Source organism: Exiguobacterium sp. s122, from assembly GCF_018618475.1.
Classification (GTDB): Bacteria; Bacillota; Bacilli; order Exiguobacteriales; family Exiguobacteriaceae; genus Exiguobacterium; species Exiguobacterium himgiriensis.
Genome location: NZ_JACSMD010000001.1, coordinates 1,185,283 through 1,199,102 on the forward strand (window position 1 = coordinate 1,185,283; position 13,820 = coordinate 1,199,102).

Here is a 13,820-nt window from a genome sequence, read left to right on the forward strand (position 1 = left end):
TAACCAGGAAGTTTGGTGAAACATAAGGGACTGTGGCCCCTAATAAAAATGTAATAAAGTACAAAAATACCAAAAATGTAAAATCATTAAAAAACACAATCATGAATAGGGATATTATGTTAGATTTGGATTGTAAGAATAAATTTAAAGGAGAAAATAAAATGAAAAACTCTAAAACACAGTTACTAGCAATGTCTGTTCTTGCATTAGGTCTAACCACATTAAACGGTTTGCCAGTTTTTGCTGAAGAAGATAGTTACATAGAAGATGGAACTATAGCAGCAGAAGAAAATTCTCAACCAACCCTATTTCCCAAACATGGAACTGAAGGATCAGGACTGTCTACTGGTTATGAACCACTGGCAAGTAACAAACGGAGTATTAAATCTTACACAGGGGGCACGTTGACTAGTAATACTTGGTTGAGTAGTTTTCATTCGAATGGATTGATTGACTATCAAGTTTCTGCAAATTATACGAAAACCGATCATCAGTATATTCAAACAAAATGGTTTGCAACTATTGAAGCAGTAAGTACAAGTAAGACTGCCAAAGTCACGCTTTCTACTACTGGAGGATCTGTCGAAGCTTCTACAACTTCAACGGATACAATAAAGAGTACAAAATCAAAATATTATCAAAATACTAAGTCGCAAAAAGATGCTTCATACAGATCAAATGTTGCTGTTCAAGGAAGTTGGAAAAAAGTAACATTAACAAATGAAGCTTCAGTATGGGGAAACAAAGTTGTTAAAAAAGCAGCTGTTAATAGCCAAGTTTCCGTTTCTAATTCTAAATAAGATTGAAAAGAGAAATTTGTAGATGCTATAAGTTATTGACTTATGGCATCTATCTTTAAAAAATAGTAACGATTTTACTTAATCAGATATGAGGATACAAAATGAATTTTCAAAAAAAAGGATACATTCTAATTGTTAGTTTGATAGTTTTTATGCTTATTACGTTGGGAATTTTTCAAATGTCTTATAGCACTCATCCTCTTATGCCTCTTGAATCAGACGTAATTGAAGTTAGTGAACATATATCCACTCAAAGTTCATCTCAGGAAAAAAAGTTACATACTTTTCTTGAAGGGATGTCGACGTCCTCAGGATTTATATCTACGCGTATAGACACTTCGAATGAGAGTATAGATCAAACATATTATTATTTTAAAATTTTAAATTTATTAAACCCTTCTAAAAATGATGATTTAAATAATGATTTCGTACAAGCACTATACAAAGAGGTTATAGACAATCCTCTATATTATGTCTATCTTGATATTTTAAAAACAGATCAAACAGTCTTCACTAATAAAATTAATCATAAGATTGATATAGATTTGCAAAAGCAGTTCGCCTGTATAGATTGTTTAGAAGAAGCAAGCCCTTACATAATATATTACGGTACACTGAGTAACAATGAACCTGTCAGTGATATAGCCACTAAAATTATAGGGGATTTCATCTTAGAAGAAAGTGATTCAGAGACTTTAGTATTTTATTTAAAGTGGTATTTTGATTTGATTGAAATGGGTGGCCCCATACATACTAGTCATTCAAAGATTGAAGAGGTTGGATTAAATTTACTGAATGAACTTAACGTTGATCGCATTTTTGATGTAGAAACACTTTATAATGCATTTTCTCTCAGTATGACTTTGGAGAAACCTTTTAAAATGGAGTCAATAATAAATAAGATAAAAACTCGAGGCGTAGACTATTCATTTGACCTACGTGCTATATACTATAACTTAAAACTTATGGAGCTAGCTGATGGTAGAATAGATAAAGAATTTAAACAGTCCTATATGGACTATCTACAAGAAACTCAAAAAACTTCTACTAATTTCTACCCTCTAGTAGCTTATGAGGAAAATAACATAATTGAAATGTTTCAGTGGGAAATTCTTATGTCATCTCACAATAGACAAAAAAGAGCGAAAACAAATAACCTAAGTGATATTTTGGAAGACTACATAAAAAATGGAGATTTAACTGATTCTCAGGTAGAGATCTTTTATCAAACACTTTATGCAAATGAAAATAACATCGAAATTCCCAAATCTAAGTCCTTAGAGATAATTGAAAAAGTGAATGGGGAAACTAAAATAATAGAAAACTATTATTTATTTCAAGCTGCATATTTTCAAGGATATCAACTAAGACCAAATCAAAAAGAGCTATTAAGAGAGGAGATTAGTAAGGCTTTTCTAAAAAATGATTTTTGGTCCATCTTAGTTGGGATAGATTTAGATTATATTTTTAACGATAATGAAGCTAATCAGAGAAAATTGTGGCAACAAGTACGTATAGAAAGTGACAATCTTCAAACAGACATGTCATCCGGAGAATTTTTCATGTATCAAATTTTGAAGCATAGGAATGGAGATACTGTGGGAGAAGATGAACTAAATACGTACTATGACATGCATGAAATTGAAGACGTAGTTTTATTAAAAGGAGACCACACCATTTTGAGTGTTGAAACAATTTATCAATATCTTTTACTCTTACAACTTACTAAAGTATAGAAGGGAGACTCAAAAACATATGAATAGCTCAACGCTACAAAAATCTACTGACGAGATTTCTTTTTTTAGCCAATTCAAGAGTTATATCTTGTTAGGCTTACTAGGAATTTTCTTGGGATGCTTAGATCAATATGCGAGTAGTTCGTCTTGGATTGATTTTGATACTACACTTGAGTTTTGGCTATTCCTAGTGACATTAGTAGCCGTTTTTAGCAAGTCGCGATTAAACGCTTCAATTCATTCGATTATTTTGCTAGTTTCCACAGTTTTTGCTTATTACCTAATGTACTATTTGAACTTAGGGTTCTTACCTTATCAATTATTTGGAATATGGTTAATTATCGCAGTTTTATCGTGTGTATATGCGTTAATAATTTGGAATGCCAGCCAAAATGGGATAGGAGCTGCTATTCTAGGCTCCATACCAACGGCATTTCTTTTAAAGCAAGGCTATTACTTTCTTCCAGACCTTTTGTTTAATCCTGAAGCAGCGCAAATACGTATTAATTACTTTGGAATTGATATTCAAAGTGGATTTAATTTTGTGGCTGCGGTTGTTCTTTATTCAATATTTTTTAAAACAACAGACCGCCGGATAATTTTAACTATTTCTACGATTATAATATTCTTCATTTTTAAAGAAACTAGCATCCTCTCATTTCTTCCCTTTTAAATATACAAAAGAAAAAGTACCTACTTCATTCGTGTCGAAATGAAGTAGGTACTTTCTGTATTGATTCAAGAATTATTTGGCTGAGGGTTTCGTTCGCGAAGGACAGCAAGTTCAATCTGTTCTTTCATGCGATTTTCGAATGCTTCTTTCTCAAGACGTAAAAGTTGAACCTCAAGGTGCAGCTTTTGATTTTCTTCTTCCAACTGATCTGAACGACGCGTTCGTCCTTTTAAATCGTCGACCACGTCCATCAAGCTTTGATTTTGACGATTAAGTTGAGTACGTTCATCTTCGAGCTGCTTCACTTTACCTTCCAGATCAAAAATCAATTTCTTATGTACCTTCAATTCTTCTTTGAAAGCATTTTGTTCTGAATCTAATGTGGATTGAAGGAGTGTCTTTTCCTCGGAAAGTTGTGTTATTTGATTTTCAAGCTCGGCCCGTTCCTCATGAAGTAACACGACTTTCTTGTCGTACTCCATTTTAAGGTCGTCACTCTCATCGACGACGCTTTGTTCGAGCTCACGGATCGTCTCCATATATTTAGAATTGATTCGTCGGGCTTCTGATTGTTGTCACTCGAGTCGAGTCGCACGCTCGTTGAAGAGGGCGACGATTTGATTCAACGTCGACTCTAAAACGCTATTCTCCTCATCAATTAAAGGATCTGGGGCTTGTTTATTGGCTAATTGAATGAATTCTTCGAACAACTGGTTAGTAGTGAGCTGTCGTTCCTCCATTAGACGTTGAATATGTTCGGTCACTTCTTGTGAGACACGGAATGATGTCACTTTGATTTCGTTTGATTGCATCAATATCACCACTTTACGTTTTATGTATACAAGAATTATAGATCATTAGTCAATCTTCTATCATTTTCCCGTACGTTCAAGGTAAACACAAGCTAGGCGGAAGGAAGTGATTTGATTGTGTATACATTTCGGCGTTGAAATGTATACACTTATCCGAACTATCAATTGCATGCTGATATCATCACGTTTCAGATTGTAGAATGGAAAATTGACATTCCTAATTAGCAGATATGTTAATTTTGATATTTATCTGAATATGGAGGGAAGACAAACTAAAATCGTTGAAACGTTTGACGCAGAATCGATCAATCCTATTGAGTTACCATGTATAGGGTGGCAAGCTATATTCGTGATTTTATTCAGTATGTGAAGGCCAATCATTCAGCATAATTGAAAAATAACTCTTAATCTGTTTCCACATGTATACAAATCGATTTTGATTGTACATGCATGGTCGCTTTTTATTATGGTGCGTAGGCTTGGCTCTTTGGTAGTTGGTAGGCGTTATATAGAAATCTTGTGAGCTAACAAGCCGTAGTAACATTGAGTAGACCAACAGGAATTATCAAGTATGTAGATAGTTATATATTGTAAATCTATAACAATATAAAATGTTACGAAATATCATAGTGACTTTTGGTGTGAAAACAAAATAACATGTGCCTTTTCTCCTAAATTAAATGATTGATTTTCTAAGGTGTAACAGTACCTAAGGTTTAGATTTTGTAATACACACATCAAACGCTTGAAATGACTTTTTTAGAATGAAACAATGACATTAATTACATAAAAGGTATATCTATCCATTAGTGAAATTTTTTAGGCGTATATACCTGTGATGATTATTCTTCTAACCACTGTCAACCTTTTACTAGAGCAGTGATTTGCTTTAGCGTTGCTAATTTTGTTTGATTGCCGAGACGAAACAATGAGTTGATGACATGAAAAAGCGAGGTGCAACAATGTTGATGCTACAGATTGAAAATGTAAAAAAGAATTATGGGAAAAAAGAAGTGCTGAAAGGTGTTTCCTTCGAAGTAGAAAAAGGGGATTTTCTGGCCATCATCGGGAAGAACGGGGCCGGCAAGACCACACTCACCAACATCATTTGTAAACTGGTGAAACAAGATAGCGGGACCATTAAATACGCGTTTAATGAACGGGATATTTATTCTCACATCGGAGTCCAAACGCAATCAGGTGATTTTGATGATCGTCTCAAGGTCGAGGATATGTGCACATTGTGGCGGAAGATCTATAAAGTCGACCAGGCAGTAGTCGAGGGCTACCTTGAACGCTTCGATTTAACAGAAGTGCGGAAACAGTACATAAAGACACTATCCGGTGGTCAAAAACAAAAATTAAATATCCTATTGAGCCTATTGAATGACCCGGATCTACTCATTCTAGATGAGCTCACCACGTCTCTCGATGCGACGAGTCGTCACGAGATGCGAAAATATCTAAAGGAACTCAATGCCCAGGGGAAGACCATCATCATGGTGAGTCATTATATGGACGAGGTCGAAGCACTGTGCAACAAGGTGGTCGTCATCAAAAATGGAGAAGTCGAACAATCGACTACACCTCAGGAATTGATGGGGACTGACTATAACAGTTTGCAAGATTATTTTGTCGAATCTATGTAAATCGAGGAGGAACTCATGAATACAGTCACCGCACTATTTCAGCTAGAGGCAAAGAAGTTATTAAGGACGTGGATCATCCTAGGGTTTGGAGTGGCTGCACCGCTCTTCTTCTTGATCATGCAGACAGAAGTCAGCAACAACAGTCTTGAACTTTATGGGATGGAAATCGCCCCGATTGATTTCACGTTTCCGATGTTTGCTTTCTTAAGCGTCGTGGTGCTCGCCATTGGTAATGTCGGGATCGGCTTCGCCTACATGAGAAGCATCTATTTTTTCAGGAGACTTCGTTTGGCCTCGGTCAAAAGCACACAATTTATCACTGCCAACTTCTTGGTACAGTTGCTGTGTGCCATATTTACGATCATCCTCTTATTCGCCGTCGCGACGACCCAGTACTCGATGAGTCTCGATGGAAAGAACCTCTTCATCTTTGGATCAATACTGTTCCTGTCATTCATGATGTGCTATTTCATTGGCGTGTTCATTGGGAATTTGACGACAGATCCGAAGACCTCACAAACCCTGTCGATGGGGGTTTACTTCGTCATTATCTTTTTAGGCGGTGTCACGTTCCCGACTGAACTGATGCCTGACTTTATGCATAGCGTCGCGAACGTCTTACCGACGACCCATGCGGTGAAAATCCTCCAGATTTCTTGGAACGGTGGAGACATCTGGGAATCCTATCATCTTATCTACGTCATGGCGACGACGGCAATCGTAGCTCTCCTAAGTTTCCGTTTCTTCAAATACGACTAATGACATATCAAAACGAATCTGTTATTAGGAGTTGTTGTGATGAATGTGAAGTTACCGCTCTTCTTAGTTAGACAGAACAGCGTGCCTTATGTGCATGAATTACAATTCGGTTCCAACGAGTTACGAGATTTAATGCAACAATATCCTACATCCATCCAATTTTTAAAATCAAAAGAAGACCAGGCATCTGCCTTGGTCTTAGCGTGTCTGCGGTATATATTTTCTAGTACGGCGGTTTGTCGAGCGCGGTGCGACGAGGAAGAAGATTCCTAACATCACGCCGACTCCAAGTCCCCAAAGACTGTTGAACAAAAGCATCAACACGATCCCGAAGACGAGTCCAATACTCACATCACCCATACGGTCAAACATTTGTAACCACCTTTTCTGTGTTTGCTAGACTAAAGGTTTACCCACAATTGAGAAGTGATACACCTGGGAGGCTAGCACGTCTCCCTTTTGTTATACGTGATTTTTCTGACCAGGTTTCGTTTTATAGAAACTATAGACGACACTAATCAAGATGACGAGGACGATGGTTCCGAGCGACATCCAGATTGGCATCTTGTACACGTCGCCGAAAATCATCTTCGCTCCGATGAAGACGAGCATGAAGCTGAGCCCGTGCTTCAAGAAATTTCTTTAGTACAAAATGAGGAAAACCTATAGAAAACCCGTCAACTGCACTCACCAGTTCGACGGGTTTTATTTGTGCGTTTTTCTGTAGGAGTATTGCAACACTAGTTAGTTTTTATAGGCGACTGCACGCATTTCAACTAGTTGTTCTGGAAAAGCTAAGTAGGTCACACCGATACTACTTCCGGCTGGACGATGTTCTCCAATGTATTCTTTAAATAACCCGATGACTGTTTCAAAATGTTCTTGAGGATTCGTTAAGTAGAGCTCTACATACGAAAGATTGGCTTTTATGACCCCAAATCCTTCTAAAACACAATCTAAATTCTCGAGTGTCTGACGCGTTTGTAATTCGATGTCTCCTTCACCGATGAACGCACCTTCCTCGGTGTGTGAAAATTGACCGGAAATATAAATGGTGTCATCGACACTATATCCTTGGGCAATCCCATGATCCCAAAGGTCATGGTTAAAGGTTTTAATTGTTGGCATTTTTTTCTCTCCTTTATTTGGAATTAAAGTAAGTATAGAATGGAAAAGAAGAGAAAAATAGTACGCACAATTTTGAGAGTAACTATCAGAAAGGATAGTGTTCGCATGAGTATGAACGATTACAAGGAAAAAGGAAACATCCTCGAAACCCCATTTGCCCAAACGTTATCGGTCATTGGAGGGAAATGGAAGATGTTAATTCTTTACCTTCTGGCTGAAGAACAACCCGTACGCTTTAATGAGATGAAAAGACAGATTGGTATGATTACTTTCAAAACTTTGAGTTCATCTTTAAAAGAATTAGAGGCAGACGGTATGGTGAGTCGAAGAGAGTATTCGCAAATTCCGCCTAAAGTCGAGTACAGTTTGACAGAAAAGGCCCACACACTCATGCCTATCATGGAACAATTGTGTGAATGGGGAAAACAAAATGTACAAAAAGAGAACGTGGAGTTGTGACCTTTTAAAGTGAAGCTTTAGATTATGTAGTTTTTTGAAAATGTGCTTGTTGGATAGGTATGGTGTAAACTGTGAAAGCGAAAATGACCAGACATATGACATATACAAAAAAATGGGCTGCCAAGAAAGTTTTTTCTTTCTCGGCAACCCGTTTTTTATAAAGTATCAAAAAAATTTTAAAGCATACACCACAAAAGTGATTCCTAATAACACAGGCATGAACTGCCGTGGCAACAGCAGTTCGATTTTGTTTCTCAATACAAAAGCCGCAATAAAGAGAGCGATGATCAAATATAACAAATAGCCGCCCTCTTCGACAACAGGCGTTGCAGGTGCAAGAAATAAAACGGTAAAAGCCATTAAGAAAAATACAAGACGTCCTACAATCAGAGTTACATGAAGAGATCTTTTTGTAGCAAATATTAGAAACGGCATTGAAATGACGATGCCGCCGATGACTCCACCGGGAATAATAGTGTGATCAAATTGCATCGCAATATATAGTGTAACGACTAGAAGTCCCGCCATTAATCCATCTAGCAGCATCCGATTTGCGGAATAAACATAAATGCAGGTGAGTAGACAAAGCAACATGGCCATCATAACCGATACAATAGGCGTCGTTTGCATAAATAAAATATCCCCAATTATTAATGACGTATCCCACGTGATCACAACGAATAGCCATTTATGAAACGTCTGAAACGTTGTTTGCTGCACTAACTTTGTCCATCCGATTGTGAAGATGATATAAATTAATCCTGCTATAGCCGCGAGATAAACCTCCGGTATGATATATTCTTCTGAACTAAACGTTGCAAACGTCACGTATATCGAAAAAAGAATAATTAATAGGTATGTAAGCATCAATAATATTTTTATCTTCATCTTTAATTCTCCTTTTTAAGTCTACTCTAAAGTATAATTAAATTGAGCTGGAGATATGTCTCGATTGATTACGGCCATTGAAATGTACCAGTCTTGCAATCTTATTTACCAAAGAGTGACAAACAATTTACCGGGTGATGCCAAAGTCCCGACCATCCTTCATATCGCCTCCCTATTATTAAGGTGCACACCCAATGGTGTGACATCGTTACATGGGAGGTTTTTTTATGCTTCGCTATTCGGCTATCCTAAAACTTAAAGAGCAAGGACTCAGCCTGAGAAGCATCGCAGCTAGCACCGACAACTCACGTCAAAAAGTGACGGAGGTGATCGACCGGGCGACAGAAAAAGGCTTGATGGGGCCGTTCGATGATGACATGACCGATAAGTGGATTGAAGAGTTCTTGTTTCCTGAGAGAACGCTTGAGTCGTCCGGTAGACACCCGATCGACTTTGACTATGTACACAGGGAATTGGCAAAGCCGAACGTCACCTTGTCTCTCCTACATCATGAGTACGAGCTTGAGTGCCGTACGAACAAACGAATCCCTTACTCCTATCGGAGTTTCGTGCGACATTATAGCGCCTATGCGAATAAGCACAAGGCCACACTCCGGATTCGACGAAAGCCAGGAGAGGTGATGGAAGTCGACTGGGCCGGTTCAACCACGTTCATCATCGACCGGGACACAGGAGAAAAAGTAAAAGTATACATATTCGTAGCGACATTGCCCTGTAGCCAATTGTCTTATGCCGAAGCGAGCCTCTCGATGGACTTGTCGGCATGGATCACGTGCCATAACCATGCCTACAGCTATTTCGGTGGGAGTACCCAGATTCTCATCCCTGACAATCTGAAGACCGGTGTCACGAGAAACACGTCACGTGAACTCATCCTCAACCCGACATACCGAGAGATGGCTGAACATTATGGGACGGTCGTCATGCCCGCGCGTGTGAGCGCACCCAAGGACAAACCGAGTGTCGAGGGTTCCGTCGGTGTCATCTCCACTTGGATCATCGCCGCCTTGAGGAACTCCCAGATTAGGAAACGAGACCATCGCAGAGGCGATCCTCGACCGGATCATCCATGACTCTTATCAAATCATGATCGACGGTGAAATATCGATGAGGGAACGCCATGGCATATCAGCACGCTGACCGTCCGAGCCATCCAAGTGATGGCTCTTTTCTTCGCACTAGGTGGCTCAGTCGTCCGCAATCCCTTGTCCAACGGACTTTGAGTCACATGATGGTCGACATATGTCACTGAGTGGTACCAAACATGGCATTTGGTGGTAAATAAAATGGCAGAGGCGGTAAAAACTCGTGGCTGTAATCATCGACAGCCCGAGTGTGTAAATGATAGCTTTAGAAAGTCTATTTCAAAACTACATAACAGCTATAAATGATTGATGCATTCTAGACACTTTTCGTCAAAAGGTGTGCACGTTTCAGTTGATTTGTCGGTCACTACTATTTTCTTTTGTAAAAAACAGATAGATTCGAAGCTGTCGAAAAGAAGTGCTAGCTAACAGAGTGTGAAACGGAAATCTGGTTTAATAGAAGATTCGACTGAAAATCGAACTGACGATTTACTTTTCGATTGAGAGGATTCGCTTGGATAAAGTGGGCGGTAGGCAGTGATGGATAAAAGACAGACAAGGCGTGTTCTCCTAATGAATGGAGGACGCCTTGTAATATACGTTTACTTATTTCCACAGGCTACCAACGATCTGGTGATTTCATTACCAGATGTACACGGGTAGAGCGGACAACCTTTATTCTTCGATTTAATCACCCGTTGGTGAAAACATGACTCTTGCCCATCCCTACTTTAAATATTTTCTTTAGATTTTTTTGAGACAACGCTCCAGCCGTTTGCTTTGAGTCTCTCGATATAGGTCTTTGTCTTGATTTCAAATGTATCTACCTTGAGGGGGCTTAATGAGACCCAACATTCATTCAACTCATAATTCACAGTCACCTTCACAACTTCATATCCGTTATGATATCCCGGATGGAATCCGGGATCCTCTATAATGTCCCCGTTCACAGGACGAATGGTAGATTCGACTGTTTTTATGAACGGTTCAGCGATAGTGTCTCCCTCCTGCTCATTCACAGATGCTACAAAAAGGATTAGATTTATTTTCATCATCATTCTCTCCTCTATAGTGAGTGTATTCATGCAACTGCCTTCCTGTAATACAGATAGCATTGGTTCAACCATTGAGCTGAGCTGCTTCGTCAGTTAAAAAGACCATCTCCCATAGGGATCAAAGTACTTCTGTTTTGACCTGTTTGGTATACAAATGACGCACGATGAAAAAGTACAGCACTTGGATGATGAAGAAGACAGAAAGCACGGTAACCGATTCCTTCAGAAGGTTATACTCAGACAAATGGGATAGGGCGGTGAGTGCGACTGCACCATGAACGATGGCAACTGTGATAGGGGCGAAGAACAGAATCATTGTTTGTCTGGTAAGGATTTTCTCTAATTCTTTTTCCGTTAATCCCATCTTGGCGATTGATTTGAATTTATGTTTATCTTCTTCTAAATCCATATATAAACGGAAATATAAGAAGCTGCCGGCTGATACGAAGAAAACAATTCCGATGAATAATCCGACAAACATAACAGAGGCATACTGCTTTTCTTTCACGTAGACACTGTAAGCAGTGGGTTTGAACTGGTAATCGTTCAATTGTGGATAGAGCTCTGCTGAAACATCAAAAACTTTTTCTTGCCCGTCTGTTACTTGCCAAGCATAAAAGCTCATCTCATCAATTGGCTTCGGAAGGTTTTTGTAGTCTTCATCCGAAACTACATAATAAGAATACTGATTAGGTAAGGCTTTCGAGACAACAACTTCTTCTAGTTGCAAGCTATCGCCTGATTTCAGTTCCACACGTTGCTTTTGTAGTTCTTTTGTATTGTTAAGAGATGAGCCTGGATACTCAACTATTATTAATTCTCCGTTTTTAACCGCGATTTGATCCTCCCCAATAAGCTTAGCAAAGCGGTTGTAATCGGATTCTTTCGTGATTAAGGTCCATCCTGTTGCCATCTCATGGGAAGTCCACATCATATGTTCAGAGTCAGCTGTGACCTTTTCTTTTTGTAATGTTTGATTAATGAGTTGAACATCATTCTCTTCATTTTCTCCGTAAGACTCATAAGAAAACGTAAATGGATTTGTGTTTGAGGCTTCTTTTATAAAAGCAGATTGAAATCCGTACAACGTACCGATTGCACAAAAAGCGACCGTCGAGACCATTGCGACCATAAAGAAAGTACGTGCGTTATCCTTCATTCGAAATGAAAGATCCGAAAAGAGAATCATATTGGTGTTTTTCCAGAAAAACTTTTTCTTCGTTTTGAGTCGACTAATTATAAATACACTTAATTGTGTAAAAAACAGATACGTGCCGATCGACACGACTAGGATGACCGGTATCATAACGTTAATCACCATATCGCTTTCTGCCAAAATTGCAGTAGCGTAACCACCTATCAATAATATAGCGGCTAGAAGGGTTAAGAAGATATTTGCTTTAGGTTCCCCTTTGGACATTCTGTTCCCTTTAATTAAAGTAATGAGTTTATGGCTCCGTAAGATATACGAGACAAACAAAGAAATAAAGAAAAACAGAGCGATGAAAGCGACGAATGTTAAAAGAATGGCTTGTAATGGAAAGTAGAAATTCAGTTTCCCTTCAATTATGAGCATATTTTCGCCTAATAAAAGAATCGCTTTAGCAAAAACGAGTCCGAGTAAAATCCCACTTATAGTGGCAAATAGTCCAATCACCATATTCTCTAGAAATACCATGGAACGAATTTGCTTCATGGACATCCCCTGCATCATTAGCAGTCCGAACTCTTTCTTTCGCGACTGTAAGAAAGAACTTATGGAGTAAAGAATAAAGAAGAATGAAAAAACAAAAATGATGATTGACGATACTTGCATCCCGATATAGGCGCTTGTGCTCATTCCATCACCAGCTAAGGACGGGTGGAATGAAAAGATAGAAAAAGTGAAAAAGACCATTACCATAAACATACTGCTCAATAAGTACGCTGCATATAAACGTATATTACGAATTACGTTATTAAATGCGAATTTGCGAAAGGTCATGGCCATCTCCTCCCAGTAAAGAAAGCGTATCGAGAATCTTTTGGAAAAAGGCTTGCCGATTATCCCCGCGATGAATTTCTGAATAAAATTTCCCATCCCGAATAAAGACAACACGATTACAGTAGCTAGCTGCTTGGGGATCATGCGTCACCAACATCATCGTTGTTTGCTTTTCAAGATTGATTTCTTGCAACATCTGCATGACGTCTTTTGAAGACTTCGAATCAAGATTTCCTGTCGGCTCATCCGCAAGCAGAAGCATCGGAGAATGGATTATGGCTCTGGCGACAGAAGCTCTTTGCGCTTGTCCACCTGAAATTTCATAGGTTCTTTTATTCAGAATCGCAGTGATTCCAAGTGTTTCAGCAATTTCTTTCACTTTCGTTTTCATCTCAGATACTGCTTTCCCATCCAATGTGAGGGGGAGAACGATATTCTCTTCTACGGTTAAAGTGTGTAGCAGGTTAAAGTCTTGAAAGACAAAACCTAATTCACGGCGACGGAATTCTGCTAATCTATCTTTTTTCAGACTGTGTGGGTTCTCCCCATTGATTAATATTTCGCCTGTTGTCGGGTCATCGATAGTGGCGATCATATTTAATAAGGTGGTCTTGCCACTACCTGAAGGCCCCATGATTCCGACAAATTCGCCTGCTTCAATAGTTAAATTAATATCTGTCAATGCTCGGTGGGCCACTTTGCCCTCATAAATTTTACTCACTTGCTTTACGCTTAGCATCACAAGATCTCCTTTCAGTGCTTTGATCTGTG

The 13,820-nt window shown here is 38.8% G+C and carries 16 protein-coding genes and 1 pseudogene; 8 read left to right on the plus strand and 9 right to left on the minus strand.

The annotated features are described in order from the left end of the window. The first annotated feature begins 32 nt into the window (after positions 1 to 32). From KNP92_RS06080 to KNP92_RS06090, 3 genes are all read left to right on the plus strand, one after another. On the plus strand, positions 33 to 800 hold the full coding sequence (locus KNP92_RS06080; protein WP_214838601.1) for a hypothetical protein: 768 nt from the start codon (positions 33 to 35) through the stop codon (positions 798 to 800). Between the two features lie 101 nt (positions 801 to 901). Next, positions 902 to 2,536 (plus strand): hypothetical protein, encoded by a 1,635-nt coding sequence (locus KNP92_RS06085; protein ID WP_214838603.1) that lies wholly within the window; start codon positions 902 to 904, stop codon positions 2,534 to 2,536. Between the two features lie 19 nt (positions 2,537 to 2,555). Then, on the plus strand, positions 2,556 to 3,209 hold the full coding sequence (locus tag KNP92_RS06090; protein WP_214838605.1) for a hypothetical protein: 654 nt from the start codon (positions 2,556 to 2,558) through the stop codon (positions 3,207 to 3,209). 65 nt (positions 3,210 to 3,274) lie between these two features. On the opposite strand, the gene KNP92_RS06095 is transcribed toward KNP92_RS06090, so the two are convergent. Both KNP92_RS06095 and KNP92_RS06100 read right to left on the minus strand, forming a co-directional pair. After that, positions 3,275 to 3,748, minus strand: coding sequence for a hypothetical protein (locus KNP92_RS06095; RefSeq protein WP_214838607.1), 474 nt, complete (start codon positions 3,746 to 3,748; stop codon positions 3,275 to 3,277). 36 nt (positions 3,749 to 3,784) lie between these two features. Then, complete coding sequence (locus KNP92_RS06100; protein WP_214838609.1) at positions 3,785 to 4,021, minus strand: hypothetical protein; 237 nt, start codon at positions 4,019 to 4,021, stop codon at positions 3,785 to 3,787. A gap of 962 nt (positions 4,022 to 4,983) precedes the next feature. Here KNP92_RS06100 and KNP92_RS06105 point away from each other — a divergent pair. Beyond that, positions 4,984 to 5,670: an ABC transporter ATP-binding protein gene (locus tag KNP92_RS06105; protein WP_214838611.1), complete on the plus strand. Its 687-nt coding sequence runs from the start codon at positions 4,984 to 4,986 to the stop codon at positions 5,668 to 5,670. A 15-nt stretch (positions 5,671 to 5,685) separates the two neighbouring features. Next, positions 5,686 to 6,429: an ABC transporter permease gene (locus KNP92_RS06110; protein WP_214838612.1), complete on the plus strand. Its 744-nt coding sequence runs from the start codon at positions 5,686 to 5,688 to the stop codon at positions 6,427 to 6,429. A 198-nt stretch (positions 6,430 to 6,627) separates the two neighbouring features. Here KNP92_RS06110 and KNP92_RS06115 read toward each other — a convergent pair whose 3' ends face one another. From KNP92_RS06115 to KNP92_RS06125, 3 genes are all read right to left on the minus strand, one after another. Then, a complete protein-coding gene (locus KNP92_RS06115) occupies positions 6,628 to 6,789 on the minus strand; it encodes a hypothetical protein (protein ID WP_214832872.1) in 162 nt (53 codons plus the stop codon). Between the two features lie 102 nt (positions 6,790 to 6,891). Further along, positions 6,892 to 7,062, minus strand: a complete 171-nt coding sequence (locus tag KNP92_RS06120; RefSeq protein WP_251136409.1) for a hypothetical protein — start codon at positions 7,060 to 7,062, stop codon at positions 6,892 to 6,894. 111 nt (positions 7,063 to 7,173) lie between these two features. Beyond that, positions 7,174 to 7,557: a RidA family protein gene (locus KNP92_RS06125; RefSeq protein ID WP_214838615.1), complete on the minus strand. Its 384-nt coding sequence runs from the start codon at positions 7,555 to 7,557 to the stop codon at positions 7,174 to 7,176. A 105-nt stretch (positions 7,558 to 7,662) separates the two neighbouring features. Between KNP92_RS06125 and KNP92_RS06130 the strand changes: the two genes are divergently transcribed. Then, entirely contained in the window at positions 7,663 to 8,016 is a 354-nt protein-coding gene (locus KNP92_RS06130) for a winged helix-turn-helix transcriptional regulator (RefSeq protein WP_214840243.1), read from the plus strand. A gap of 165 nt (positions 8,017 to 8,181) precedes the next feature. Here KNP92_RS06130 and KNP92_RS06135 read toward each other — a convergent pair whose 3' ends face one another. Beyond that, a complete protein-coding gene (locus tag KNP92_RS06135; RefSeq protein WP_214838616.1) occupies positions 8,182 to 8,904 on the minus strand; it encodes a hypothetical protein in 723 nt (240 codons plus the stop codon). A gap of 227 nt (positions 8,905 to 9,131) precedes the next feature. Here KNP92_RS06135 and istA point away from each other — a divergent pair, with 227 nt between their 5' ends. Together istA and KNP92_RS15760 are read left to right on the plus strand one after the other, a co-directional pair. Then, positions 9,132 to 9,998, plus strand: a complete 867-nt coding sequence (gene istA, locus KNP92_RS06140; RefSeq protein WP_214838618.1) for an IS21 family transposase — start codon at positions 9,132 to 9,134, stop codon at positions 9,996 to 9,998. Further along, a pseudogene (locus KNP92_RS15760) lies at positions 9,946 to 10,065 on the plus strand (ATP-binding protein); the annotation flags it as partial. The gene istA and the pseudogene KNP92_RS15760, both read left to right, overlap by 53 nt. A gap of 676 nt (positions 10,066 to 10,741) precedes the next feature. On the opposite strand, the gene KNP92_RS06145 reads toward KNP92_RS15760, so the two are convergent. From KNP92_RS06145 to KNP92_RS06155, 3 genes are all read right to left on the minus strand, one after another. Further along, positions 10,742 to 11,095, minus strand: a complete 354-nt coding sequence (locus KNP92_RS06145) for a hypothetical protein (RefSeq protein ID WP_251136410.1) — start codon at positions 11,093 to 11,095, stop codon at positions 10,742 to 10,744. Positions 11,096 to 11,183: 88 nt separating this feature from the next. Next, complete coding sequence (locus KNP92_RS06150; RefSeq protein ID WP_214838620.1) at positions 11,184 to 13,049, minus strand: ABC transporter permease; 1,866 nt, start codon at positions 13,047 to 13,049, stop codon at positions 11,184 to 11,186. After that, a complete protein-coding gene (locus KNP92_RS06155; protein WP_214838622.1) occupies positions 13,024 to 13,788 on the minus strand; it encodes an ABC transporter ATP-binding protein in 765 nt (254 codons plus the stop codon). Before KNP92_RS06155 ends, KNP92_RS06150 begins: the two co-directional genes overlap by 26 nt. Positions 13,789 to 13,820 lie beyond the last annotated feature (32 nt).